The 25,339-nt window shown below is 73.1% G+C and carries 23 protein-coding genes; 3 read left to right on the top strand and 20 right to left on the bottom strand.

Annotation, left to right across the window (positions count from 1 at the left end; all coding sequences use genetic code 11):
* Positions 1-14 precede the first annotated feature (14 nt).
* From EUS26_RS09500 to EUS26_RS09490, 3 genes are read right to left on the bottom strand one after another with little or no spacing between them, the layout of a single operon-like run.
* On the bottom strand, positions 15-374 hold the full coding sequence (locus EUS26_RS09500) for a 2-polyprenylphenol hydroxylase (protein WP_130013489.1): 360 nt from the start codon (positions 372-374) through the stop codon (positions 15-17).
* Positions 371-1,633: a saccharopine dehydrogenase family protein gene (locus tag EUS26_RS09495; protein WP_202865103.1), complete on the bottom strand. Its 1,263-nt coding sequence runs from the start codon at positions 1,631-1,633 to the stop codon at positions 371-373. Before EUS26_RS09495 ends, EUS26_RS09500 begins: the two co-directional genes overlap by 4 nt.
* Before the next feature lie 52 nt (positions 1,634-1,685).
* Positions 1,686-2,270: a TetR/AcrR family transcriptional regulator gene (locus tag EUS26_RS09490; protein ID WP_130013485.1), complete on the bottom strand. Its 585-nt coding sequence runs from the start codon at positions 2,268-2,270 to the stop codon at positions 1,686-1,688.
* A 23-nt stretch (positions 2,271-2,293) separates the two neighbouring features.
* On the opposite strand from EUS26_RS09490, the gene EUS26_RS09485 reads away from it, so the two are divergent.
* Entirely contained in the window at positions 2,294-3,421 is a 1,128-nt protein-coding gene (locus EUS26_RS09485) for an MFS transporter (RefSeq protein ID WP_130013483.1), read from the top strand.
* 64 nt (positions 3,422-3,485) lie between these two features.
* Here the strand turns inward: EUS26_RS09485 and EUS26_RS09480 are convergent, their stop codons facing one another.
* From EUS26_RS09480 to EUS26_RS09405, 16 genes are all read right to left on the bottom strand, one after another.
* Complete coding sequence (locus EUS26_RS09480) at positions 3,486-4,139, bottom strand: HAD family hydrolase (protein ID WP_130013481.1); 654 nt, start codon at positions 4,137-4,139, stop codon at positions 3,486-3,488.
* A gap of 26 nt (positions 4,140-4,165) precedes the next feature.
* Positions 4,166-5,428, bottom strand: coding sequence for an AGE family epimerase/isomerase (locus EUS26_RS09475; RefSeq protein WP_130013479.1), 1,263 nt, complete (start codon positions 5,426-5,428; stop codon positions 4,166-4,168).
* A gap of 22 nt (positions 5,429-5,450) precedes the next feature.
* Positions 5,451-6,182, bottom strand: a complete 732-nt coding sequence (locus EUS26_RS09470; RefSeq protein ID WP_130013477.1) for an SDR family oxidoreductase — start codon at positions 6,180-6,182, stop codon at positions 5,451-5,453.
* Positions 6,179-7,099 (bottom strand): tagatose-bisphosphate aldolase, encoded by a 921-nt coding sequence (locus tag EUS26_RS09465; RefSeq protein ID WP_130013475.1) that lies wholly within the window; start codon positions 7,097-7,099, stop codon positions 6,179-6,181. Before EUS26_RS09465 ends, EUS26_RS09470 begins: the two co-directional genes overlap by 4 nt.
* A gap of 73 nt (positions 7,100-7,172) precedes the next feature.
* Positions 7,173-8,666 (bottom strand): FGGY family carbohydrate kinase, encoded by a 1,494-nt coding sequence (locus EUS26_RS09460; protein WP_202865102.1) that lies wholly within the window; start codon positions 8,664-8,666, stop codon positions 7,173-7,175.
* Between the two features lie 140 nt (positions 8,667-8,806).
* Positions 8,807-9,814 carry an ABC transporter substrate-binding protein gene (locus tag EUS26_RS09455; RefSeq protein ID WP_130013471.1) on the bottom strand — a complete coding sequence of 336 codons (1,008 nt, stop codon included), beginning with the start codon at positions 9,812-9,814 and terminating at the stop codon, positions 8,807-8,809.
* A complete protein-coding gene (locus EUS26_RS09450) occupies positions 9,814-10,923 on the bottom strand; it encodes an ABC transporter permease (RefSeq protein ID WP_130013469.1) in 1,110 nt (369 codons plus the stop codon). Before EUS26_RS09450 ends, EUS26_RS09455 begins: the two co-directional genes overlap by 1 nt.
* On the bottom strand, positions 10,920-11,687 hold the full coding sequence (locus EUS26_RS09445; RefSeq protein ID WP_130013467.1) for an ATP-binding cassette domain-containing protein: 768 nt from the start codon (positions 11,685-11,687) through the stop codon (positions 10,920-10,922). The genes EUS26_RS09450 and EUS26_RS09445 overlap by 4 nt, the downstream gene beginning before the upstream one ends.
* Before the next feature lie 73 nt (positions 11,688-11,760).
* Positions 11,761-12,924: a LacI family DNA-binding transcriptional regulator gene (locus EUS26_RS09440; RefSeq protein ID WP_165368568.1), complete on the bottom strand. Its 1,164-nt coding sequence runs from the start codon at positions 12,922-12,924 to the stop codon at positions 11,761-11,763.
* A 163-nt stretch (positions 12,925-13,087) separates the two neighbouring features.
* Positions 13,088-13,642 (bottom strand): P-loop nucleotide/nucleoside kinase family protein, encoded by a 555-nt coding sequence (locus tag EUS26_RS09435; RefSeq protein ID WP_165368567.1) that lies wholly within the window; start codon positions 13,640-13,642, stop codon positions 13,088-13,090.
* Between the two features lie 10 nt (positions 13,643-13,652).
* On the bottom strand, positions 13,653-15,506 hold the full coding sequence (locus EUS26_RS09430; RefSeq protein ID WP_130013461.1) for a glycoside hydrolase family 2 protein: 1,854 nt from the start codon (positions 15,504-15,506) through the stop codon (positions 13,653-13,655).
* Entirely contained in the window at positions 15,503-16,567 is a 1,065-nt protein-coding gene (locus EUS26_RS09425; RefSeq protein ID WP_238148891.1) for a glycoside hydrolase family 43 protein, read from the bottom strand. Before EUS26_RS09425 ends, EUS26_RS09430 begins: the two co-directional genes overlap by 4 nt.
* Positions 16,564-18,822: a glycoside hydrolase family 43 protein gene (locus tag EUS26_RS09420; RefSeq protein WP_130013459.1), complete on the bottom strand. Its 2,259-nt coding sequence runs from the start codon at positions 18,820-18,822 to the stop codon at positions 16,564-16,566. The genes EUS26_RS09425 and EUS26_RS09420 overlap by 4 nt, the downstream gene beginning before the upstream one ends.
* 40 nt (positions 18,823-18,862) lie before the next feature.
* Complete coding sequence (locus EUS26_RS09415; RefSeq protein ID WP_130013457.1) at positions 18,863-19,690, bottom strand: carbohydrate ABC transporter permease; 828 nt, start codon at positions 19,688-19,690, stop codon at positions 18,863-18,865.
* Complete coding sequence (locus EUS26_RS09410) at positions 19,687-20,628, bottom strand: carbohydrate ABC transporter permease (protein ID WP_238148890.1); 942 nt, start codon at positions 20,626-20,628, stop codon at positions 19,687-19,689. The genes EUS26_RS09415 and EUS26_RS09410 overlap by 4 nt, the downstream gene beginning before the upstream one ends.
* A gap of 9 nt (positions 20,629-20,637) precedes the next feature.
* Entirely contained in the window at positions 20,638-21,990 is a 1,353-nt protein-coding gene (locus tag EUS26_RS09405) for an ABC transporter substrate-binding protein (protein WP_130013455.1), read from the bottom strand.
* Positions 21,991-22,121: 131 nt separating this feature from the next.
* On the opposite strand from EUS26_RS09405, the gene EUS26_RS09400 reads away from it, so the two are divergent.
* Positions 22,122-23,138: a LacI family DNA-binding transcriptional regulator gene (locus EUS26_RS09400; protein ID WP_130013453.1), complete on the top strand. Its 1,017-nt coding sequence runs from the start codon at positions 22,122-22,124 to the stop codon at positions 23,136-23,138.
* Positions 23,139-23,243: 105 nt separating this feature from the next.
* Here EUS26_RS09400 and EUS26_RS09395 read toward each other — a convergent pair whose 3' ends face one another.
* A complete protein-coding gene (locus tag EUS26_RS09395; protein WP_238148889.1) occupies positions 23,244-24,410 on the bottom strand; it encodes a M14 family zinc carboxypeptidase in 1,167 nt (388 codons plus the stop codon).
* A 196-nt stretch (positions 24,411-24,606) separates the two neighbouring features.
* On the opposite strand from EUS26_RS09395, the gene EUS26_RS09390 reads away from it, so the two are divergent.
* Positions 24,607-25,338 carry a flavodoxin family protein gene (locus tag EUS26_RS09390; RefSeq protein ID WP_130013452.1) on the top strand — a complete coding sequence of 244 codons (732 nt, stop codon included), beginning with the start codon at positions 24,607-24,609 and terminating at the stop codon, positions 25,336-25,338.
* Position 25,339: the final 1 nt, after the last annotated feature.

Raw genomic sequence — 25,339 nt, 5'->3', positions numbered from 1 at the left:
ATACGTCGGAGACCTCAGGCCCCGCCGCCCTCGCCTGCATCCGGTTCGGCGTCGTCCAGCGCGTCCAGCTCCCGGAGCGCCAGCTCCCAGCGCTCTCGTCGCTGCTGCTCGTCCTGCTCCCACCAGGGGTCGCCACGCTCCCCCAGCCCATGCTTGGCCAGGTCGACCCGCCGTCGGGCCGGCGCCGGGTCGTCCCCACGGCGCCGCAGCGCCCGCACGCCCGACCGGCCCCGGCCCAGGTGCGACAGCAGCCGAGCCGCTACGTCGGCCGGCAGTGACGGATCCTGGCGCCGCCACCGCCGCCCGTCGACGACCAACCAGCGCTCGTCCTCACCCTTTCCCGGACCACCGGTGCCCGACCCCGACCCGGTCACGAAGGCCCGGCCGGGGCGGCCGCCGCCGCTGGCACCACCGGGCCGGTCCGCGCCACCTCGAGGGTGAACCCCTGCGCGCGCAGGGCATCGACCAGCTCGTCACCGAGCGCCACCGCCGGGGTCAGCACGCCGCCCTCCCGGCCCTCACCGCCGCGGGTCGCGAGCAGCACCAGGGCCGACTGCCCCAGCTGCACGGACGTGGCGGCATAGCCCGGGTCCCCCTGGGCGGCGACGGTCGCGGCATACCTCGAGCCGTCCTCCGTCGTCGTCATGGTCTCGGTGCGGAACGACCCGGCCTCGCGCTGCTCCCGGCTCGGGCCCTCTCCCGGTGAGGGCAGGAGCCGGTCGACGATGCCGCCGAGCCCGGGTGTCGCCATCGCTCCCATGAGCCCGCCGATCGCGGCGACCATGGCGTGGGCGCGCCACCGGCCGCGCAGCCCACGCCCGGTGGCGACCAGCTCGCGGTAGCGGAAGCGAGGACCGTAGGCACCGTCGCGCAGCGCGTCGGAGCGACGCACGACCCGGGTGTTGTAGGGGGCCATGAAGAAGGGGGCGGCCCACCGCCCGCTGTGCTCCTCGACGAAGGGGCGCCAGTGCTCGCGCTGGCCCGGCGCGCCACGGTGGCCGCCGCTCAGCGCGAAGGGGTCACCGACCACGCGGCGCAGCGCCGGGTCCTCGCGGGTGCGCTGCACCTGCACCCGCAGCGAGTCGACGGTGCCGCCGCTGAACCCGCCCTTCCCCTCGCGCGCCCACAGGGTGGTGTCCGTGAGCCCGCCGGCACCGTCCGCCTGCGCCGCGCGGTGGACCAGGTGCACCCCCAGGTCGGAGGGCACCGAGTCGAAGCCGCACGACACCACGATCCGCGCCCCGGTCTCCCGCGCCTGCTCGTGGAACCGGTCGACCACCTCGCGGACGAAGAGCACCTCGCCGGTGAGGTCGCAGTAGTCGGTGCCGGCGGCCGCGCACGCCTCGACCACGGGTATGCCGTGCCGCTGGTAGGGCCCGACAGTGCTCACCACGACGCGGGACCGTCCGGCGAGGGCTCGCAGGGTGGCGGGGTCACCGGAGTCGGCCACGACCAGCGGCCACCCCTCAGCTCCCGGCCCCAGCCCCGTCCGGACCTGCTCGAGCCGTTCCAGCGAGCGTCCCGCCAGGGCGACCACCACCCCCTCGGGTGCGGTCTGCACGAGGTGCTCGGCGACCAGCCGGCCCACGAAGCCGGTGGCGCCGAAGAGGGCGATGTCGATGTCGCGTGCCATGCCGACCATCGTCACAAACGACCGGCCCCGGCGCGCCGTGGGGTGAGTCACCTCAGCCCGGGACGGGCCCCCACCCCAGGGCGGCCCGCGCCACCTCACGGGCCCGGCCGGCGGGGTCCTGCGGGTGCCCGCGCAACAGGCTGGCCAGGACACCGTTGTAGACGAGCAGGACGGTGTCGACGACCTCGTCGACCCGTGCGGGGTCCGCTACCTCGGCCAGCTCGCGCAGCCTCGTCCGCAGCCCCTCGGTGTCCGCCGCCACCAGCTCGGCGGCAGGGTCCGCCCCACCGCCGGCGTCGGTCGGTCGCTCGGAGGCGGTCGACAGGAACGAGCACCACTGGGCGGGCGTCGAGTCGTCCCGGTATGCGGTGACCGCGCTGAACACGGCCAGCACCTTGTCCCTCGGCTCGGTCTGCGCGCCGACCTCGCGCTCCCAGGTCGCGCGCCACCGGTCCAGCCGGCGTCGCAGCACCTCCGCGAGCAGGCCGTCCTTGCTGCCCATGTGCTTGTAGAGGGTGACGACCGAGACACCGGCGACCTCCGCGACCCGGTCCACCCCGGTGACCGCTATGCCGTCGCTGAAGAACAACGACTCCGCCGCGTCGAGGATCCGGGACCGGGTCTGCTCCACTGCCATGAGAAGAGTGTAACGTTCGCTTCATGCTGAAACGATCGTTTCATTACGTTGCCCGCGCCCAGTCTGCTCCCTTCCCCGTCGGCCTCGTCGCGGCCGGCGTGGCGCTCATCGCGTCGACCTACGGGATGGCGCGCTTCGGCGTCGGCCTGATGCACCCGCAGATGGTGCAGGCCCGGCCGGGTCTGGACGGGGCGCTGCGCGCCGCAGGGACCGCCCAGTTCGCGTCCTACTGCCTCGCCGTGCTGGTCGGCGGCCGGTTGGCGGCCACCCGGCCCCGTGGCGTCGTCGTCGCCGCCGGTCTGTCCGCGGGCGTCGGGGCCCTCGGCCTGGTGCTCGCGCACTCCGTGCCGGCCTTCACCGCCGCCGCGTTCCTCGCGGGGGCGGGTGCCGGTCTCGCGTCACCGGCCCTGGTCCCGCTGCTGGACCGCGCCGTGCCGACGCGCCAGGCGGGGCTGAGCCAGGCGGCGGTCAACTCCGGCACGGCGCTGGGGCTGCTGGCCATGGGTGCCGTGGTGCTGCTCACCGCGGCGGTGGTCACCCCCTGGCTCCTCGTGGCCGCGGTGTGCGCCGGCGCCGGCCTCACGGTCCGCGTGCTGGCCGGCCCGTCCGGACCGGCGGGTCGGCGGCGCGGTGACGCCGGTGACGTCGGTGACGCGGGCGAGACCGGTGAGGTCGCTGTCCCGGTCGGTGGAGCCGTCGTCGTCGGGCATCAGCGCATGGTGCTCCCCTGGGTGCTGGCTGCCCTGACGGGCGCCGTGTCCGCCTACGTATGGACCTACGGCCCGTCCGTCGTCGTCCGCGCCACCGGGCTGGGGACCGACCGCATCGGCTGGCTCTGGGTCACCGTCGGGGCCGGAGGTCTGCTCGGGGTCCTCACCAGCCGGCTGGTCGACCTCACCAGCCCGCTGCGCGCCGTCCTCCTCACTGCCGGTGCCGTCGTCGCCGCGACCGGCGCGGTGGCGTCCACCACCGTGCTCGGGGTGGCGGTGGGCGCCCTGGCGCTGTTCGGCGCGGCGTACATGGCCCTGAGCGGCACCCTCATCCTCTGGGGTCGCGAGCTGCGCCCGCAGGACGGGGGGCGGGCGACCGCCTGGCTCTTCCTGGCCCTGGCGGTGGGACAGGCGGTCGGCGCCGCGCTCCTGGACCCGTGATCACGTGCGTCGCCCCGCCACGGCCACCGGCGGCGACCGTCCGGGACACCGGTCCCGAACCCGGTCAGCGCCGGGACACCCGCACCCCGTCGGCCTCGACCCGGAAGCGTACGGCCGCGAGGTCGGGCACGACGAGGTCGGCCGTCCCCAGCTCCGCCTCGGGGGTCGTGGTGAGCAGGGCCAGGGTCGCGGCCCCGGCAGCGTGCCCGGAGCGCACGCCGGCCGCCGAGTCCTCCACGACGAGGCAGCGGGCGGGGTCGACGCCGAGCCTCGTGGCCGCCTGCAGGTAGGGGTCGGGGTCGGGCTTGCCCCGCTCCACCTCGTCGGCGCAGACCAGCACCGCGGGAGGGGTGAGCCCGGCCGACCGCAGCCGGGCGGTGACCAGCGGGCGGCCGGCCGACGTGACGACCGCGGCCCGGTCGCCGAGCGCCGCGAGCGCCTCGCTTGCCCCCGGGAGCGCCACCACGTCCTCCAGGTCGGAGAGCTCGATCTCGTCGAAGACGGCACCGGCCTCCTCCAGGTCGAGACCGAGGCCGAGCTCGCGGTCGAGCCGCCCGATGGTCTGCCGGCTCGGCATACCGTGGGTCTCCCCCAGCCGCCCCGGCGGGACCCCGTAGCGGTCCGCCCAGGCCTCCCAGCTGCGGGCGACGGCGGCCTCGGAGTCCACCAGGGTGCTGTCGCTGTCGAGCAGGACGGCCTCGAAGTGCTCCCCGGTCACGTCCCGCGGGTGGGGCGACGCCTCGGTCACCCCGCCCACGGCGCCACCCCGGCGGCGAACGACGCCGCGCCGGGCACGTCCGCGACCAGGGACGCCTGGTAGGCGTGGTAGGCGTCCGGGCGCCCGGGCCAGGTGCGCGCGCTGGGCCGGTTGTGCTCATCGAGCTCGTGCCGCCACGACCGGCCCTCGGCATCCACGAGGTAGCGGTCGGCGTAGTCCCACCAGCGCTGCAGGTCGACCGCGTGCCGCGCCTGGCCGGTGGCCCAGTGCAGCACCGTCGAGGTGGCGATCGCCTCGGTGAGCACCCAGTGCATGCGCTCCTGCACGACGGGCCGACCCTCCCAGTCGGTGGTGTAGACGAACCCGTCCTGCCCGTCGGCGGCCCAGCCGTCGACGACCGCGCGGTCGGCGAGCCGGACGCCGGCCTCCAGCAGGCCGTCATCGGTCGCCTCGCCGGTGGTGGCCAGGGTCACCAGGAGGCGCGCCCACTCCAGGCCGTGCCCGACGGTCGCGCCGTAGGGCCGGAACGGGTCGGCCGGTCGGTCCTTGTTGTGCTCCGGCAGCGGCGTCCAGTCGGTGTCGAAGTGCTCGGGGATGCGCCACGAGCGCTCCCCCGCCCACTCGACGACCCGGCCGGCGATGCGCAGCGCCCGCTCGCGCCACTGCGGCCCGGCGCCCGCGGCCCAGGCACCGAGGTAGGCCTCGACCGTGTGCATGGCGGAGTTGATGCCGCGGTAGGCGTCGAGCTCGGACCAGGCGGCGTCCCACTCCTCGACGACCATGCCCTGCTCCTCGTCCCAGAAGCGCTCGTCCTGGATGGCGAGCGCCGCGTCCAGCAGCTCGTCGGCGCGCGGCACCCCCGCCGTGCGGGCGGTGCTGGCGGCCAGCACGACGAAGGCGTGGGCGTAGGCCTGCTTGGCGGGGGTGTCCACCGCGCCGTCGCGCACCCCGGCGAACCAGCCACCGTGCTCGGCGTCACGCAGCGGACCGTCCAGCAGCGCCGCCACGCCGTGCGCCGCGAGCTCGGCCAGCTCCTCCTGTCCCGGGCCGCCGGCCGCGGGGGGGTCGCCGGCCATGAGCCCGAGCGCGAAGACGTGGGTCATCCGGCAGGTGACGTAGAGCTCCACCGGCCGGTCGGGGTCCACCTCACCCTCGTCGTCGAGGTAGCCGAAGCCGGCGTCCACCCGCGCACCGCGGGCGAAGCGGAGCAGCTCGGTCCGGCGCCGGCGCCGGTAGTCCCGACCACCCGGGGCCAGGCCGGGTCCAGCTGGTGCTCCGCCGTCGGTCATCGTCGCCCTCCGTCGCTCTCGTTCATCGGCACGTGTACCCGCCGTCGACGGGCAGGTGCGCCCCGGTGATCATCGCAGCACCCTCCCCGAGGAGGAAGACCACCGGCGCGGCCACCTCGGCCTGGGTGGCCCACCGGCCCAGCGGCATCTGCTCCAGGAACGGCGGGCCGACGTCCTCGCGGCCCCAGTAGAACTCGGACATCTCGGTCATGACGACGGTCGGGTGCACGCTGTTGACCCGGATGCCGTGGCCGCCCAGCTCCAGGGCGCTGACCCGGGTGATGTTGTCGAGCGCGGCCTTGGACGAGCCGTACGACACGTGGTTGGGGAGCGCCACCAGCGAGGCCTGGCTGGACACGTTGACGATGGACCCGCCCGCGCCGAGCCGGATCATGGTGCGCGCGGCGTACTTGATGACCAGCAGGGCCCCCCTGGCGTTGACCGCCATGGCCCGGTCGAAGACCTCGATGTCGGTCTCGGTGGGCGTCGCGATCTCCCCGCCGAAGCCGCCGCAGTTGACCACGCCCCACAGGTCGAGGTCCTCCAGGGCCGCGGCGACCTGCTCCTCCGAGGCGAGGTCGAACAGGACCGTCCGCGCCCCGGTCTCGGCGACGAGGTCCGCGAGCGACTCCTCGGTCCGGGCCGCGGCGACCACGTCGGCACCGGCCGCCACGAGGTGGCGCACGATCTCGGCACCGATGCCGCCGGAGGCCCCGGTGACGAGGACGGTCCTGCCGTCGAGGCCGGCGCTCACGCGGGGATCCCGGCGCCCACCGTGGCGGCCGGCACGGCACCGTCGATGGTGGCCGACAGCTCGGCCAGCCGCGGCTGGGCGCGGGTGCTGAGCAGCTGCTCGCGCTCCCCCGTCGTCATCGCGAGGCTGTCCTTCCACAGGGAGCGGCCCGCCATCGCCCCGGCGGCACCGTTCTCGACGGCGGTCCGCACCTGCTCGACGAAGGTCGCGTGGTCCACCCCCGCCGACAGCACGGCCCAGGGCACGTCACCGGCGGCGGCGCTCACCTCGGCGCACGCCTGCGCCGAGCCGGGGTAGGCGAGCTTGAGCACCTTGGCACCGTGCTCCACCGAGACCCGCGCGGAGTCCACGACGAGCTGGCCGAAGCGGGCGGCATACTCCTCCTCGGTCTCGTCCTCGAGCCGGTAGGTGAGGATCTCGACGATGAGCAGCAGCCCGGCCGCCTCGCAGTCGGCGACGAGCGCGTCCATCTCGGCGGCGACCCGCGCGACCGAGGCGGGCTGGTCCGGCCGGAGGTACCACAGCATCTTGGCGGCGTCCCCGCCCAGCTCACGGACGGTCGCGGCGGTGACCCCGGGGACGTAGCGCGTGTAGCGCAGCCCGTCGACGGTCTCGAAGCCGGAGGCGTCCATGCCGACGACCAGCGCGGTGTCGGCCGAGAGGGTCCCCTCGTCGACGATCTTGGGCAGCGCGACCTCGGGGTCGAGCAGGATGGCCGGGGCGTGGTTGCCCAGGTGCGCGACGAGGTCGGACTTGGCCTCGGCCAGCTCCGCGACCGAGATGCCCTCGGGGCCCTCAGGGCCGTTCATGACGGCCTTCATCCCGTTGCGCTGGTCCGCGGCGACGACGAGCATGCGCCCGGCGGGCGTGGTGAGCCGGGAGAACGCGCGGCGCTCGAGCGTGGACAGGGTGTTCATGTGGATCGCTCCTCGTGGGTTGCGGTGGTGGTGGTGCGGGTTCAGGGGTGGGCGGGGACGTCGGGGGTCGGCCTCAGCGGCGCGCGAGGCCCTGCGAGAGGGCGGAGACCGCGGCGCCGTAGGCGGTGTCCTGGGAACGGTGGGAGACCTCGAGGCCCGGCAGCACCCGGCCGCGCGCCTCGCGGACGGAGGCCCAGGAGGTCCAGCCCCCGGTCAGCAGCGACGAGGTCGCCGGTGGGAGCTCGGCGTCCATCACCTCGATGAGCCGCGCGATCTCCTCGTTGCCGTGCTCCAGGACGGCGCGCATGAGCAGCGCCGGTGACACGTCGTCGGTGCCGATGCGCAGCCGGAGCTCGCCGTCGTCGTTGCGGGCACCGGTGACGCCGATGCCGGCGGTCGACCCGGCGCCCGGCGGCAGGGCCAGCACCGCCTCGTCGAGGGCCCGGCGCGACGGCTCGTCACCCATCCCGAGCAGGGTCAGGGCACGACGCATGAGCAGCCCCGTCTTGACGCCGGCGACGACGACCCACCGGCCGGGGACGACGTGCGGGACGCAGTTGATGAGGTATGCCCCGAGCCGGCTCCGGGCCTCGAAGTCCAGGGGCGTGTCGAGGACCCGCAGCAGCACCTCGGCGGTGCCGAGCGAGACGTGGTAGCGAGCCTCCGGCGCACCGCCGTCGACGTCCGCCGAGGCGGCGGGGGTCTCGTGGGAGGAGGCGCGGTCGCCGGACAGGCTGGAGACGAGGTGGTCGTGCCCGGCCACGCTCAGCCGGGCCTCGGAGAAGGGGGCGGGCACCCGGGCGGGGTCGACCCGGCCCACGGGGGTGCCGGCGTCGACGAGCGTGGGGACGACGTGCTCGCTCAGACCGAGGTGCTCCAGCAGCTCGGGCCAGACCTCCCCGGTCTCCACCTCGAGCAGGCCGGTCCGGGCCGCGAGGGAGCGCTCGGCGACGACGGGTCCGCCGAGGGCGTGCACGACGAACTCGGGCAGGCTGAGCCAGCGCGCGTCGGCCACCGGGGTGCCTTGGTCGCGCAGGTGGGCGATCTTGGCCGCGGACACCTGCACCCCCCACGGCAGCCCGGTGCGCCCGGGGAACTGCGCCCGCAGGTCCTCCGGCAGCGCGTCGGCCGCCTCCTGCCCGGACCGGTCGAACCACGCGAACGCGGGCGCGAGCACCCGGTCGTCGGGACCGACGAGGAAGCCGGACTCCCCCATCCCGGTGACCGACAGCACCTCGACGCGGGGTGTGGCCGCCGTGTCGTCGGCGCGGGGCTGCCGTGCGTCGGTGCGGGGCTGCCGTACGTCGGCAAGGGTCGTCCCGGCCCCGGGTGCCTGCCCGGGGTCCGGTCCCTGCCCGGTGTGGGCGCCCAGCTGCCGTGCGGTGTCGTCGAGCACCTCGTGCACGGCCTCGACCAGCGTGGCCTCGGTGAGCACGATGGCGCCGTCGGCCTGCTCCTGCCAGGGGGTGGGGACCCGGCTCAGCGCGACCTCACGGCCCTGCTCGTCCAGGACGAGGAGCTTGATGCCGGTGCTGCCCAGGTCGAGCCCGGCGACGAGTGTCTGCACGTGGGTCCTTCTCTCCGTCATGGTCTGCGGCGGATGCGGTCGTGGGTATGGCGTGCGGTGGTGTCGTGCGGTGGTGAGGGCGGTGGCCGTCGTGGTGCCCCGTTCCAGGGCCGGGGCACCACGACGGTGTCAGCGCCGGGTCAGCACTCGGAGGCGTAGAGGGCGGCCTGGCCCTCCTCGGACTCCAGCGTGTCGGCGGTGACGATGGTGAAGCCCGTCTGGATCTGGGCCTCGGTCTCCTCGCCGTCCAGGGCCGCGAGCGCCTGCTCCACGCCCTGGTAGCCGATGTCGTAGGGCTGCTGGGCGATGATGGCCTGCAGGGTGCCGTCCTGCAGGGCCTCGACCTGCGCGGGGCCGGCGTCGAAGCCGACGACCTGCACCTCGCCCGAGACACCCGCCTGCTCGATGCCGGTGGCGGCACCCTCGGCGCTGAAGATGTTGGTCGCGAAGATCGCCACCAGGTCGGGGTCGCGCTGGAGCGCCGAGGTCACGATGGAGGCCGCCCGGGCCGGCTGGTTCTGGGCGTACTCGACACCGACGTACTCGAACGAGTCGTCCTGCGCCACGGCCTCCTCGAAGCCCTGCACCCGGTCGTCCGAGGTCGAGATGCCCGGCTGGTTGTCGATGACGAGGACCTTGCCGCCGTCCGGCACCAGCTCCTTGATGGCGTCGAAGGCCGCGGCCCCGCCGCCGACGTTGTCGGAGGCGATCTCGGAGACCGCGAACGACGGGTCCTCCACGGTGGTGTCGACGAGCACGACCTCGCTGTTCTCCGCGGCGTTCTCGAGCGGGCGCTGGAGCGCGGTGACGTCGTTCGGCGCGATGAGGATGGCGTCCGGCTCGTTGGCGGCGACCGACGTCACGATCGGCTGCTGCAGCGCCGGGTCCCACCGCTGGGGGCCCTGCACGGACACCTCGGCGCCCATCTCCTCGGCGGCGGCCCGGACGCCGCACTCCATGGAGATGTAGAAGTTGTCGCCGATGACGCCCTGGATGAAGGCGACCTGCGGGGTGCCGGACGAACCACCCTCGGCCTGGGTGCCGTCGGCGCCGTCGCCGCCGCTGTCGGCGTCACCGCCGCCGCAGGCGGCCAGCCCCGTGGTGGCGAGGGCTGCGGCGAGGATCGTCATTGATCGGTGGAGTCGCATCAGGAGTCCTTTCGGTGGTGGGTGAAGATGCGTGCGAAGAGGGAGGTGCTGGGGCGGCCCCGGGTCGCCGAGGCGCGCCGAACCTGGTCGAAGTAGACGGCGCCGATGAGGAAGGCACCCACGACGACCTGCTGCCAGTACGGCGCCACCCCGAGGATGACGAAGCCGTTGCGCAGGGTGGCCGGGATGAGCAGGCCGATGACCGTGCCGAAGACGGTCCCGACGCCGCCGAAGAGGCTGGTCCCGCCGATGACGACGCCCGCGATGACGTCGAGGTTGGTCAGGCTGTGGCCCGCGATGGTGGTGGAGCGGAAGAACGTGAGGTTGAGGATGCCCGCGAGACCCGCGAGCAGCCCGGCGAAGGCATACACCCGGATGAGCTGACGGTCGACCTTGATGCCGACCCGGCGGCAGGCCTCCGGGTTGGAGCCGACGGCGCTGGTGTGCAGCCCGAACTTGGTGCGGCGCAGCAGCACGATGCCGGCGAGGACGACCACGGCCGCCACGAGCACGAGGACGGGGATCCCCAGGACCTGGCCGAAGCCGACGGTGTTGACGAGCTCGTCGGGGACGGCGCGACGGTCGATGCCGCCGGTGAAGACCTGTGCCAGGCCGAGCGCCGCGCCGAAGGTGCCGAGGGTGACGATCATCGGCGGGACCTTGGCCTTGGCCACGAAGAAGCCGTTGACCAGACCCCAGCCCAGCCCGCAGCCCAGCGCGACGAGGATGCCGACCAGGGCGACGCCCCAGCCCTGACCGTCGCCGAGGCGCTCCATCGTCAGCGAGGACACCACCCCGCTGAAGACCAGGATCGACCCCATGGACAGGTCGATCCCGCCGGTGACGATGATGAAGGTGGTGCCGACGCCGAGCACGGCGAGGATCGCCACGCTGACGGCGATGTTGCGGAAGTTGGCCACGTCCAGGAACGCCGACGGCGCCAGCGCGCTGAAGATCGCGCAGATCACCAGCCAGACGAGGACGATCTGCAGCGCCTGGGCCTGCACCCGGCGGCGCAGGTGCTCCCCCACCGAGGTGCGGGGGGCGGCCGCCTGGGCCTCGGGCGCCGGGGCGGCGACGTCGTCCTTGGTATGGGTCGCGTTGCTCATGAGGCCTCCTTGGTCTCCAGCGCTCCGGTCATGGCACCGACGAGCTCCTCGACGCTCGAGGACTTCGCGTCGTAGACCGCGACACGTCGGCCCTGGCGCATGACGTGCACCCGGTCCGAGACCTCGAGCACCTCGGGCATCGAGTGGCTGATGTAGACGACACCCAGCCCCTTGTCCCGGATCCGGCGGATGAGGTCGAGCACCCCCTTGGTCTGCACGACGCCGAGGGCGGCGGTCGGCTCGTCGAGGAAGATCACCTTGTCGGCCCAGGTGGCCGCGCGGGCGACCGCGATCGCCTGGCGCTGCCCGCCGGACATCCCGCTCACCGCGCCCTCGTAGTCGCGCACGGTGGCGCCCAGGCTGTCGAAGGCCTCCGCCCCGCGGCGGCGCATCTCGGCGCGCTGCATGAAGCCCAGCCGGCCGAGCAGACCGGGGCGCATGAGCTCGCGGCCGAGGTACATGTTCTGGATCGGGTCGAGGTGGTTGGCCAGGGCCAGGTCCTGGAAGACCGTCTCCACCCCCAGGTCACGGGCGTCGGTGGGGCTGGTGAGCGTGAGCTCGCGGCCCTGGAACGAGATGGTGCCCCCGTCCGGGGCGTCGGCCCCGGCCAGGATGCGCACCAGCGTGGACTTGCCGGCGCCGTTGTCGCCGATGAGGGCGGACACCTCGCCGGGTCGGACGTCGAAGTCGGCGCCGTCGAGCGCCTGCACGGCCCCGAACCGGCGGACGATGCCGCGCGCCTCGTAGATCGCCTCGGTGCTCATGGCGCCGACCCCTTGCTGCGGTGGCTCCCAGGGCTGTCGCACCCCGTCGTTGCGGTAGACATGTGCCTCCTTCTCAGGCTCGGGTCGTCTGCTCGGGTGCGGGAGGCGCGGCGATCTCGCCGGTCCCGCGGGGGATGAGGCGCGCCGGCACCTCGATGACGCCGGTCGGCCCGTGGCCGGGGTCGTGCGGCGGCAGGTGCGCCAGCAGCGCCTCGGCCGCCGCCTGCGCGATCCGCCGGGCGGAGTGGTCGACCACGGTCACCGCGGGCTGCACGCTGTCGGCCATGGTGAAGTCGCCGAAGGAGACCAGCGCCACATCGGTGCGACCGAACTGGTGCAGGGCCGGGACCACCCCCAGCGAGAGTCGCGAGCTGCAGGAGAAGATCGCGGTGGCCGGCTCGTCGAGGTCCAGGACCTCGCGGACCTGGCGCATCGCCGAGCTCTCGTCGTCGCACTGCATCCGCGTGAGCGCCGGATCCACCTCGATGCCGGCCTCGGCCAGCGCCCGCCGGTAGCCCTCCTGCCGGCCCCGGGTGGTGGGCAGGTCGAGGGAGTCGCTGAGCAGGGCCACGCGTCGGTGCCCGTGCGCCAGCAGGTGCCGGGTGGCCTCGTAGGCCATCCCCGGGTCGTCGGACACCACCGAGGCGGCACCCTGCACCGACCCCACGCGGTCCACGAAGACGACCGGGGTGCCGGCCAGGTCGGCCTCCGAGATGGAGGTCGGCGAGCTGGGCGCCACGATGACGCCGGCACACCGACGTCGCACGAGGCTGCGGACCACGTCGCGCTCACGGTCGGCCTCGCGGTTGCTCGAGGCCAGCAGGCAGCTGTAGCCGGCGGCGTCGAGCGCCGACTCGAGGGTCGCGGCCAGCTCGGAGAAGAAGATGTCGCCGATGCTGTCGACGACCACGCCGACGGTGCGGTCGTGACCCGCACGCAGCGAGCGGGCGGCCGGGTCCGGCTCGTAGGACAGGGACTGCATCGCCTCCTGCACCGCCTCGCGGGTGGCGGCCGAGACGTTCGGCCCGTCGTTGAGGACGCGGGAGGCCGTCTTGAGGCTGACGCCGGCCAGCGCCGCGACGTCCCTCAGCGTCGGGCCGGACACCCGCCTGCGGGCGGCGGAGGAGCTCGTGGTGGTGGTGGACCCTTCCGTCGACCCGGGCTCGCCAGCACGCCGCGGCGTGTGCGCCTGCTCCGCCATGGAGGCCCTCCGGTCGTCGTTGTCCATCGTTGTCATCTGCTGACGAAACGAGTCTGCACTGGCCATGACACCGTTGTCAACAGGTCGGGTGCAGGAGTTTTGCCGATCACGCCCGGAGGGGGGTTGCGTGAGCCGACGACGAGGCCCGGACAGGGTCAGGAGATGGAGCGCGGCGCCCGGTGACGAGGCCCGGACAGGGTCAGGTGAGCTGCTGCGCCAGCCGGCGCGCCTGCTCCTGCGGGGTGAGGGTGGCATCCGCGACGGCGTGCGGACCCACCGGCGGGGTCAGGTCGAGGGAGGCGAGGTAGGCCGGGAGGTCGGCCAGCTTGGCGTGGTCGCGGTCCGCCGCGCGCCGGCGCAGCCGCTCGCCGAGCTGCTCGGCCGTGATCTGCAGCCAGACCAGCCGCGGGTCCCCGCCCGCCTCGGCCAGCTCCCGCGCCAGGGCGTCCCACGCGGCGGGGTCGAGGCGTTCGGCGGTGAAGGGCGCCACCAGGACCACCGGCGTCCCGGTGCGCAGGCAGTCCCGGGCCGCCCCCACGAGGCAGGCGTAGCGCGCCCGCCGCAGCTGCGGCGCGACCTGCGTGTCGTCATACCCCTGGCCGCCGAGGGCGGAGACCAGCAGGTCGACGAGCGGGTTGGTCACGGTGTCGAGGTCGAGCAGCGCGGCCCCCAGCAGCCGGGCCAGCTCCTGGCCCGTCGAGGTCTTGCCCGCCCCGGGCGCACCGGTCACCGCCACCGCCAGCTGCTCTCCCACGGCGGTCAGCCTAGTCAGCCTCCTGCTCGTAGGCCGCGTCGGCGGCGAAGATGGTCCGCAGCCGCTCGGCGTCGAACTTCGGCGACCGGTCGAAGGCGTAGATGCCGTTCTTCTCCTGGAAGACGTCGGTCAGCTGGGTGTAGCAGTAGCCGAACATCAGCGGGTCCTGGTCCAGCACCCGGGTGAGCCCCTCCGCCCGTGCGTAGAACTCCTCCTCGTCGCGGACCCGCTCGCCGTAGCCCCAGGACTCGCCGGAGTCGTCGGTCTCGTCGGCCCGTGAGCGCTCCGCCTCGGGCACCCACCAGATCCCGCCGTACTCGCTGCAGAAGTAGGGCTGACCGGCGTAGGGCAGGGAGTAGTCCGGCGCACCGTCCTGGCACGCCCCGGTGTTCCGGCCGGTGTTCGTGTGCGGCCGCCCGTCGGCGAGGCCCGCCATGTGCTCGGCGAAGACCCCTGGGTCCTGGGCGTAGTCGTGGCTGTCCCAGACGTCGGTGGCCGCCACCCGGTGGCTGTAGCCGGACGCGTCGACCACGGGCCGGGTCCGGTCGACGCCCTTGGTCGCCCAGAACATCGCCAGGGTGACGTCGTCCAGCACCGTGAAGCGGTCGTGCAGGAACTGGTGCGTCTCGTTGAGCGGGCACCAGCCGACGATCGAGGGGTGGGAGTAGTCGCGCTCCACCGCCTCCACCCACTGCGCGACGAAGGTCGCCCCCGGTCGCTGGTTGTCCCCCGCCGGCCCGGCCCCCGACACGCCCCAGTCGGGGAACTCGCCCCAGACGAGGTAGCCGAGCCGGTCGCAGTGGAACAGGAAGCGTTCCTCGGCGATCTTCTGGTGGATGCGGGCGCCGTTGAATCCCGCTGCCAGCCCCAGCTCGATGTCCGCCACGAGGGCCTCCTCGCTGGGCGCCGTCATGAGCGAGTCCGGCCAGTAGCCCTGGTCCAGGACCAGGCGCTGGAAGACCGGCCGACCGTTGAGCAGGATCCGGTGCCCGTCGACGGCGACGGTCCGCAGCCCGGCGTACGCGTCCAGCGTGTCGACGACCTGCCCGTCCCGACCCACGAGCTCCAGCCCCAGGTCGTAGAGGTGCGGGTCGCGCGGCCCCCACCACCGGCGGCGCCCCGGCGGGACCTCCAACCGGACCCGCGGCACCATCTGCGCACCGACCGGCGCCTCGCCCACCACGACGTCGCCCTCCGCGTCGCGCAGGGTCGCCCTCACCCGCTGCCCCGGTATGCCGTGCAGCACCGGCAGCTCGACGTCGAAGGCCCCCGAGGCGTCGGGCGTGATGCGGGGACGCCCCAGGTACCTCTGCGGGACGGACTCGATCCACACGGGCTGCCAGATGCCGGTCGTCCTCGGGTACTGCGCGTGGGTGGCGTCGAACCAGGTGGACTGCTTGCCCCGGGGCAGCAGCTCGTGCCGGGGGTCGCGCGCCCGGATGACCACCTCCGCGCTGCGCCGTCCGCCCAGCGTCGAGGTCAGGTCGAGGGTGAAGGTCGTGTGCCCGCCGCGGTGCCGCCCCACTTCGAGGCCGTCCACCCAGACGGTGGCGTCGTGGTCGACCGCCTGGCAGTGCAGCAGGACGCGCGCGTCCTCGGGCCAGTCCTGCGGCAGCTCGACGGTGCGGCGGTACCAGACGGCCTCGTGGAAGTCGAGGTCGCCGACGCCGGACATCGCCGACTCGGGGGCGAAGGGGACGAGGATGGTGCTGGCCAGCTCCCGGCGCACCAGACCCCGCTCCAGCCCGGAGTCCCCGGGGTCGCGCTCGAAGCCCCACGTGCCGTTGAGGCTGAGCCAGCGCCCGTCCGGGCGGACGGACTGCGGACGCGGGTGCTCGGGACGGGGAACCTCCTGCGTGCTCACTCCCCCGCCTCCGGCGCGACCGGGTGCTGCACGGTGGGCTGCTCCACCTCGACGCCGCCGTCCGCGGTGAAGTCCACCCTGGACAGCCACATCTGGCGCCCGGTCACCTCGTCACCGACGGCCCCCGGCACCCAGGCGTGGTAGACCATCCACACCTGGCCACCGACCTCGATGAGCGAGTTGTGCCCCGGGCCGGCGGCGACGTCGTTGCTCACGAGGACCGGCTCCTCGTCCTTGACGAACGGTCCGGTGGGGTCGTCCGCCACGGCGTGGCCGACGGCATACCGGTCGGTCCAGAAGCCGTTGCCGGAGTAGAAGAGGTGGAACCGGCCGTCGTGCTCCCACACCGACGGGCCCTCGACGAGCATGTCCTCCCAGGGCAGGTCCTGCTGGAGCACGTCGGTGGTTCCGCCCTCGACGGAGAGGCCGTCCGCGGACAGGCGCGCCACCCGGATGAAGGTGTCGACCCCGACGTGGTTGCCGTCGTTCTTCCAGTACAGGTAGGCGGTGCCGTCGGAGGCGATGAACGGGCTGGTGTCGATGGAGCCGCCCTCGTCGACCTCGCACAGCAGCGGCTCGGTCGACCCGTCGACGTAGGGCCCGGCCGGGGTGTCCGAGGTCGCCACCGCGATGCACTGCCGGTCCTCGCCGGCCAGCGCCGTCGTGTAGTACATGCGGTAGGTCCCGTCCGGCCAGGCGATCGTCTCCGGCGCCCACACCTTGCCCGGGGTCGACCAGCCCGGCAGCGTCGGCAGCGCGTCGCTGCCCTGCCGCCAGGTCACCATGTCCTCGCTCGTCGCGGTCTGGACGTTCATCGCGTTGCCGTTGGTGGCGAAGGCGATGTACCCGCCCTGCCCGTCGGCCACGATGTGCGGGTCGGGGAAGTTGGTCGGGTGGACGGGGTTGGTGAACCCGGTGCCTGCGGACACGGCGTCGGCCTCGCTCTCGGTCGTGTGGTCGGTGGTCTGGTCCGTCGCGGCGTCCGGGCCCGTCCCCGCCGCGCACCCGGCGAGGACGAGGAGGAGCAGCGGTATGCCGCCCGTCCTCGGCCCCCGCCTCACGGCGCCGGCTCGTAGACGGTCAGCTCGTGGAAGCGGGCGTCGACCGGCGGTTCCGCGCCGCCGCCGGCGTAGAGCCCGAGGCGGGGGTCGGCGTCCCCCGGGAAGGTCCACGCGGCACCCCACGCCCAGGACGTGCCGTCCCTGCTGATGCCGGCGCGGTAGACGTGCTCGCCCTCGGCGTTCGTGGTGTGCGCGATCCGCATGGACATCGTCGGCGCCGGGGCACCGATGATCGCGCCGGCGTAGATCGTCCGCTCGTCACCCTCGGCGACCGCGAGCTCCCGACCGAACTCGACGGTGCGGGTGTTCCAGATGGCCACCGACCCCAGGCGGGCGAAGTCGTCGTCATCCTCGTGGACGATGAGCCCCGCCTGCTGGTAGTTGCGCACGGTGTCCTCGCCGAGGTCCAGGGTGAGCTCGGTCTCGGCGATCCAGTCACCGTCCGGCATGTCCCGCAGCAGCAGGGCCCCGGTGTTGGCGCCACCGACGGCGTCGACCGACCGCAGCGGCCACACCAGGTCGCCGCCCTCGGCACGGATGCCCTCCTCCGGGCGCACCCACTCCCAGGAGGGGGCCACGCCCCCGTCGAAGGTGTCGCGGAAGAGGACCTCGCCCGGCTCGGGGTCCGGCACCGCCTGGGTCACGGGCTCGGCCGGGGTCTGCACCCCGACGTTGTCGACCCGGGCGCCGTCCCCGGTCAGCAGGACGGGCGCCGCGCGGAGGGAGAAGCCGGGGAAGGAGGTGCCGGTCACGGCCATCGGGTCGTTGAGGTCGGACGCGGACACCTGGGCGTCCGCGGTGCGTCCGGCCGCCTCGACCGTCAGCGTGCGCCATCCCTGCCCGGCGGGCAGCGGGGCGACCGACTCCTCGACCACCTTCCGGGCGCCCATGACGACGGCCGTGCGCAGCTCGCCGGCCCCGCCGTCGTAAGTGACCCGGACCCTCTTGGGGTGCTCCCCCAGGGTGAGCGTCACGGTGTCCTCCGCGCGCACGTCCAGCCGCACCCGGGCCCCGCCCGCCGGCGCCGCCACCCCGCTGGCTGCGGTGCCGTCGACGACCCCGATGCTCCCTCCCTGCGGGTCCTGCCCCTGCCGCATCCCGTCGAAGCCGGTGGTCGGGTCGGCGGGGTCGCCCCCGAGGACGGAGTCGGTCACCGGCAGCGGCTGGGGACCCTCGGAGGGGCCGGCGCCGGCGCGGGTGCGCGGCCACCCGTCGATCCAGTCGAGGCGGTCCAGCAGCATCGGGCGCCGGTTGATGCCGAAGGGGTCGGTCAGCCAGGGCTCGTCCTTGTCGATCGCGTGGTAGACGACGAAGTCCTGGCCGGCCGCGTCGGTGAGGACGGCGTGGTGCCCGGCCCCGACCCAGCTGTTGCCGTTCTGCGTGAGCACCGTCGTGCCGCCGGTGACGGAGGCGTTCAGGTCCAGGCCCTCCGCGTCCAGGAACGGCCCGCGCGGGTCGCGGGAGCGCCCGGCGAAGACGGAGTACCCGGTGGCCGGTCCGGCGCAGCAGTTGGCCGAGGACCCCATGAGGTAGTACCACCCGTCGTGCTCGACGACGTAAGCGCCCTCGTACCGGTCCCCGATCGCCACCTGGGTGGGCTCACCGATGGGTGTGAGCCCGTCCGCGCTCACCTCGGTGACCTGCAGGCCGCCGAAGTAGGAGCCGTAGTAGAGCCACTGGCGGCCGTCGGTGCTGGTGAACCCGGCCGGGTCGAAGGTCCACAGGAAGCGGCCGTCGTCCAGCGACCGCGGTGGGACGACGGGCTCGTCGGCGGGCACCCAGGGACCGCCGGGGTCGTCGGCCGTGGCCACACCGATGGCGGAGTCCTCGCCGGGGTTGAGGGTGGTGTCGGTGACCGTGAAGTAGAGGACGTACTGCCCGTCGACGTAGCGGATGTCCGGGGCCCACAGCCCGGCCGAGCTCTCGGCCCAGGAGGGGCGGTTGGTCTCGTCGAAGATCGTGCCGACGTAGTCCCAGCTCGCCCAGTCCCGGGTGCGTGCGATGTGACCCACCCCCGGCTCGTCCCCCGCACGCAGCGGGTCGGCCGTGGCGTAGGCGTACCACCACCCGTCCTTGCCCTGGATGACCGCGGGGTCGGCGTAGGTGTCGGCGAAGGACTCGGACACGGCGTTGGTGTAGGTCGTCCCTTCCTCCTCGGGCGCCGCCGTGACCGGGGCCGTGAGGCCGGGGCCGGTCATGAGCACGAGCGCCGCGACACCGGAAGCGAGGGTGCGACGTGGGGTGATGGGCCTCATGCGGATCTCCTGGTGGGTGGTGCGCTGCGGGTCACCGGGCTCAGCCCTTGACGCCGGAGCTCGCGACGCCGTCGATGACGTAGCGCTGGACGAAGACGTAGAGCACCAGGACCGGCAGGGACGCGATCGCCGCGCCGGCCATGATGACGGGGTAGTCGATGGTGTAGGCGCCCTGCAGCTTGGTGAGGCCGATGGGCAGGGTGAGGCTGTCGTCGTTGAAGAGCACGTAGAGCGGCCAGACGAAGTCGTTCCAGTTCGCCAGGAAGCTCAGGACCAGCAGCGTGACCATCGCGGGCATGGCGTTCGGCAGGACGATCCGGAAGAACGTGGTGAACGCCCCGGCGCCGTCGATGCGCGCGCTCTCCTCGTACTCCTTGGGCAGCGAGAGGAAGAACTGCCGCATGAAGAACACCCCGAACGCCCCGGCGGCGCCCGGCACCACGATGGCGAGCAGGGTGTCCAGCCAGCCGAAGCTGTCCAGGATGAGGAAGTTGGGCATGAGGAAGATGAAGCCCGGGACGAACATCGTCGACAGGACGATCCCGAAGAGGACCCGCCGACCCGCGAACTCCATCCGGGCGAAGGCGTAGCCCGCCATCGAGGCGACCAGGACGACCAGGAGCGCGTGCGCGGTCGCGGCCATCATGGAGTTGGCGAACCACCGCAGCACCGGGTTGTCCGGGCTGGACAGCAGCACGTCGTAGGCCCGCGTCGTCCACTCCCCCGGCCAGATCGTCGGCGGCACCGCCTGCGACTCCCCCGTCGTCTTGAACGAGGTCAGGACCATGACGACCAGGGGGCCCAGGAAGACGACCGACAGCAGCGTGAGGAGCAGCCAGAGCAGGGGGTTGCGCGCGGTCCTGCTCATCGGGTCACCGCCCGGCGCTGCGCGCGGGCCTCGCGGCGCTGCTGCGCGGCGTCACGGTCCCGAAGCAGCCAGAAGTTGAGGACCGAGACCACGGCCAGGAACAGCGCCAGCAGGTAGCTCTCGGCGGCCGCCGCCCCCATCTGGAAGCGGGACAGGCCGAGGTCGGTGATGACCATGATGGCGGTCTGGGTGGACTGCGTCGGTCCGCCCTGCGTGACGATGTAGGACTGACCGAACATGTTGGCGCTGGCCAGCACCGTGATGACGACGACGAAGACCAGCACCGGACGCAGGCCGGGCAGCGTGACGTAGCGGAACTTCTGCCACCAGCTGGCGCCGTCGAGCGAGGCTGCCTCGTAGTGCTCGACCGGGATGTCACCGAGGCCCGCCAGGTAGATGATGGCGTTGAAGCCCATGGTCCACCAGACGGTGACGGCGACGAGACCGACCCACGCCCAGGGCTGGGAGGTCGTCCACGCGATGTCGGTGCCCAGCAGGCTGTTCACCAGCCCGAAGTTGGCGTCGAGCAGGTAGCGCCACATCAGGCCGATGACGGCGACCCCGAGCACGTAGGGCGCGAAGAACATGGCCCGGAAGAAGGTGCGGCCGGGGAACTTCTGGTGCAGCAGCAGCGCCAGCAGCAGCGGCAGGGCGACCAGGAAGGGCACGCTCGCCAGGGTGAAGACGAGGGTGTTCTGCATACCGTTCCAGAAGTCGGGGTAGATCACCGACGTGGGGTCGAACAGGTCCGCGTAGTTGCCCAGCCCGACGAAGAGCTGGGAGTCGAGCATGTAGTCCCAGTCGTGCAGGCTGATCCAGAGCCCGAAGACCGCCGGGACGGCCACGAACGTGACGAAGAGCAGGAGGTAGGGCGCGAGGAAGAGGTAGGGCAGCCAGGGCGAGCCCTCGCGCCGGCTGGTGCCGAGTCGCAGCGCCACCGCCACGGGTCAGCCGCCGTACTTCGCGGCGTTGTCGTCCAGGATCTTCTGCGCCCGCTCGGCGGAGTCGGCCAGGGCCTTCGCCGGGTCGGTGCCACCGAGGGTGGCCGCGTTGAGCGCCTTGTCGAACTCGCTCATCGAGTCGCCGATGCCGGGCACGGTCGGCAGGAAGTGCAGGTCGTCGATCTGGCTGGCGAGCTCGGTCTGCTCGGGGAGGTCCTGGAACTCGGCCGACTCCCGCGCGCTGTTGCGGGCCGGCACCTGGCCCGCCTCGGCCCAGGCCTGGGACTGCTCGCTGATCCAGTTGAGGAAGACGCGCGACGCCTGGGCCCGGTCGCTGTCCGACGACTTCTGCACGGGCAGCACGAACTGGTGCGAGCCGGCCCAGGCGGCCGGCGTCCCACCGATGGTGGGCAGCGCCGCGACACCCCACTCGAGGTCGGTCTGCTTGAGGTCGTTGATCTGCCAGATGCCGTTCCAGTTGAAGGCGGTCTTGCCGTTCTTCAGCGCGATGTAGTCGGCGTCCTGGTCGACCTTGGCGGGCGAGTAGCCCTGCTCGATGAGGTCGACCCACCAGGTCAGGGCCTCGACCCCGGGGTCCTCGGCCCAGGTCACGCTGGCACCGTCCTCGGTGAACAGGCTGCCGCCGAACTGGTAGACGAGGCTCTGCACGCTCAGCCCGCCGGTGAAGGGGAAGGGGCTGGCCCAGTGGCCCTCGATGCCGGCGTTCTTCAGCGCCTCCAGGGCGTCCATGTAGGAGGTGGCGTCGGTCGGGGGGGCCTCCGGGTCGAGCCCGGCCTCCTCCATGACCGTCTTGTTGTAGTAGAAGCCGAGCGGGTGCACGTCGAGCGGGATCGCGTAGCGCTTGCCGTCGTAGAGACCGGCCTGCCAGGGGACCGTGGCGAAGTCGGACTCGGCCAGCTGCAGGGCGCTCGCCACGTCGTCGAGGGGCTGGATGACGTTGCGGGCGGCGTTCGTGGCCACCGAGTCCACGTGCATGATGCCGACGTCCGGGCCGTTGCCCGAGGACACCGCCGTCGGCAGCTTGGCGTAGTAGTCCGCCCACTGCATCGTCGTCATCGTCACCGCGATGTTGGCGTGCTCGGCGTTGAACTGGTCGACGAGAGCCTTCATCGTCGGGCCGTCCCCGCCGGTGAAGCCGTTCCAGAACGTCAGGTCCATCTGCGGACCGTCGTACCCGCCGGCGCCGCCGTCCCCCGTCGCGGCGGCCTGGCCCGACCCGCCCGCGTCACGCGGGGAGCTGCCGCCGCCGCAGGCGGCCACGGTCGCGCTCATGCCCCCGGCGGCCGCCAGGGACAGGAACGAACGGCGGGTGAACGGAGAGCGGGTCGGCTGGGGCATGAGACGTCCTTGTCCTCGTTTACAACGGATAACCACCACGGTCGACAGCGAGTATGCCGTGCCTTTCCACCGTTGTAAAGAGGTCAGGTCGTCGGTGTGTCCGGAGTCCGCCTGGGCCTACGATGGGCCGCATGCCGGTCAGACTCAAGGACGTCGCGCAGCATGCGGGCGTCTCGGTGAAGACCGTCTCCAACGTCGTCAACGACCACCCCAACGTGAGCGCGGCCATGCGCGAGCGCGTCCAGGCCTCCCTCACCCAGCTGGGCTACCGGCCCAACCTGGCGGCCCGCCAGCTCAAGCACGGACGCGGTGGGTTCATCGCGCTGGCGGTCCCCCAGCTGGACTCCCCCTACTTCGCCGAGCTGGCCGCCCGGCTCTCCGACGAGGCCACCCGGCGCGGCTTCCTCCTGCTCCTCGACATCACCGGGGCCGACCCGGACCAGGAGCGCCTGGTCCTGTCCGGGATGCGCTCGCACATGGTCGACGGGGTCGTCTTCAGCCCCCTGGCGCTGTCGGCCGAGGAGATCGCCGCCCGGACCGACGACATACCCCTGGTGCTGCTCGGCGAGCGCCGCACCCCCACGCAGTTCGACCACGTGGCGGTGGACTCGGTCGCGGCGTCCCGGGCCATGGGCGAGCACTTCCGGCAGCAGGGACGGCACCGCTGGGCGGTCATCGGCCGGCAGACGCGCGAGGGCACGGCATCGGTCCGCCTCGAGGGCTTCGCCGAGGCCGCGCGCGACGCCGGCGTCGAGCTGCCGGACGAGCGCGTCGTCACCGTCGACGGCTTCGGCCGGGACGAGGGCTACCGGGGGATGCGACGGCTGCTGGACCTGCCGGACGACCGCCGGCCCGACGCCGTCTTCGCCTTCAACGACCTCCTGGCCGTGGGTGCCCTGCGGGCCTGCCACGAGGCGCGCGTCCGGGTCCCCGACGACATCGCGGTCGGCGGCTTCGACGACATCGCGGAGGGTCGCTTCCACGCCCCGTCGCTCACCACGGTGTCCCCCGACCTCGACGCCCTCACCGGCAGCGTCCTGGACCTGCTGGTCCGCCGCATCGAGGGGTGGACCGGGCCGCCCGAGCACCCCGTCGTGCCCTGGACGCTGCAGCCCCGGGAGTCGACGTCGGCACGCGCCGCACGCTGAGCGTCGACAGCACCGCCAGGGCCGGCCCGGCCCGCCCGGCCACCGGAGGGACGAGTCGGGCCCGACACCACGCGAGGTGGCGCCGGGCCCGACGTCTGCCGTGCGTCAGGCCGGGATGATGCCGCCCCAGTCGGTGAAGTACTGCAGCACCGGGGTGCCGGGGATCTGGTCGTCCCAGATGGTCGGGTCGACGTCGAAGATCTCCCCGCTGGCGAGGCCCTCCAGCCAGGCAGTCAGACCGAGGACGTTCTGGCGGACCATCTTGCCGCGCGCCTTGTGCCCGATGCTGCCGTCGCGGGTGTTGCCCGAGGTCTCGAAGAACACGGCCGGGTTGGAGTGCCCGCTCGGGTTCATCCCCTGGTAGTCCAGCCCCAGCATCATCGCCGAGACCACACCACCCCGGATGTCGATGACGGTCCCGTACCCCACGTCGTACTTGTCGGTGCTGATGAAGCCGTAGCGCTCGGTCTCCAGCCACACGTGGCTCTGCATCTGCCGCGTCTGCACGTCGTAGAGCCCGCCCTCGATGCCGGGCAGTGTGGGGCCACCGGGCGCCAGCGAGATCCCGAGCGAGAAGGTGATCGCGTCGCCGGTCTCCCGGTCGGTCTTGAGGCCCTGGTGGTGGATGTCGAGGGCGTAGGCCGGCTGCACCATGGCCCAGTACTCGTACCACGCGAGGGACTCACGGGCCACGAAGCGGTCCGGAGCCCAGTCGCGGTTGAGGTCCACCCGCTGCTGGTTGCCGTTCGCGTCCAGCCGGGGCGCGTCGGCCGCGCGGTCCCAGAGGATGGTCTCGCGGATGTTGGCCTCCGAGCCGTCCGGGTTGTAGCAGGGGATGACGTGGACGGTGAACTCGTCGCGGATCTGCTGCCACTCCCGCTTGCCGCTCGTCGCGAGGTTCTTCAGCACGGTCATGGTGGAGTCCAGCCCGTAGGGCTCGTTGCCGTGGATGCGGCCCTGCACCCAGATCGGGGTGTCACCCGTCCCGACGGTCGCGACATACAGCTCGCGGCCCTGCTCGCTGAGCGACTCGGCGGTGCCGATCTCCGACAGGGTCCGCACGGTCACGGGGTAGCGGCTGGTGCTCTCCAGCCGCTGCAGCTGGGTGACCATGTCGCCGTAGGAGCGGATCGCCGCCAGCGGCGTCTGGTTGCCCGGGTTCGGGTACTGCGCGTCGGCCTGCGCTGCGCCGGTGCCGGTCACGGTCGCGCCCAGGGCGGCCAGGCTGCCCCAGCCGAGCAGGGATCGGCGGGACATCGGGGTGTGTGGCATACGTGTCTCCTCGTTGAGAGCGTGGGTGCCGCACACCTTACGTGGGGTTCGGTCACGACGGGGCACGGACCTGCCGGACACCCCCGGGTGACCCGCCTGACACCACGCACCTCCCCCTCACCACGATCGCGGCGCGACGGTCGTGGGGCGTGGCAGGCTGGACCGGCGACCCCCGCCCCTGCCCAGGAGGACCACCATGGACACACCGAACTACGAGGGTCTGCGCGCCCTGCTCGTCAACTGCTCGCTGACCCCGGACGCCGAGGCGTCGCACACCGGCCGGCTGCTCGACGTCGTCGACCACCTCATGGCCGGCGCGGGGGTCGAGGTCGACCGGCTCCACGCGGTCGACCACCGCATCGCGCCGGGCGTGCAGCCGGACATGCGCGAGCACGGGTGGGACGACGACGCCTGGCCGGAGCTGTGGCCGCGGGTCGAGGCCGCCGACATCCTCGTCGTCGGCACGCCGCTGTGGCTGGGCGAGGAGTCGTCGGTCTGCCGCCGGGTCGTCGAGCGTCTCTACGCCATGTCCGGGATGCTCAACGACCGCGGGCAGTCGATCTTCTACGGCAAGGTCGGCGGAGCCGTCATCACCGGCAACGAGGACGGCGTCAAGCACACGTCCATGTCGCTGCTCTTCGCGATGCAGCACCTCGGCCTGGTCATCCCGCCCCAGGCGGACTGCGGCTGGCTCGGCGAGATCGGGCCCGGCCCCTCCTACGGCGACCCGCAGGACAGCGGGCGCCCAGTCGGGTTCGACAACGACTTCACCCGCCGCAACGCCACCATCATGAGCTGGAACCTCATGCACACCGCGCACCTGCTCCGCCAGGCCGGCGGCCTGCCGACCTACGGCAACGACCGCAACGCGCTCGGTGACGGCGAGCTCTTCGGGTATGCCGAGCCGCGGGCGGTCCCGGGCAGCTGAG

This window comes from Serinicoccus sediminis, assembly GCF_004153545.1.
GTDB classification, from domain to species: domain Bacteria; phylum Actinomycetota; class Actinomycetes; order Actinomycetales; family Dermatophilaceae; genus Ornithinicoccus; species Ornithinicoccus sediminis_A.
Note: the sequence above shows the minus strand (reverse complement) of the source record. Positions and strands in the feature narration are given on the sequence as shown.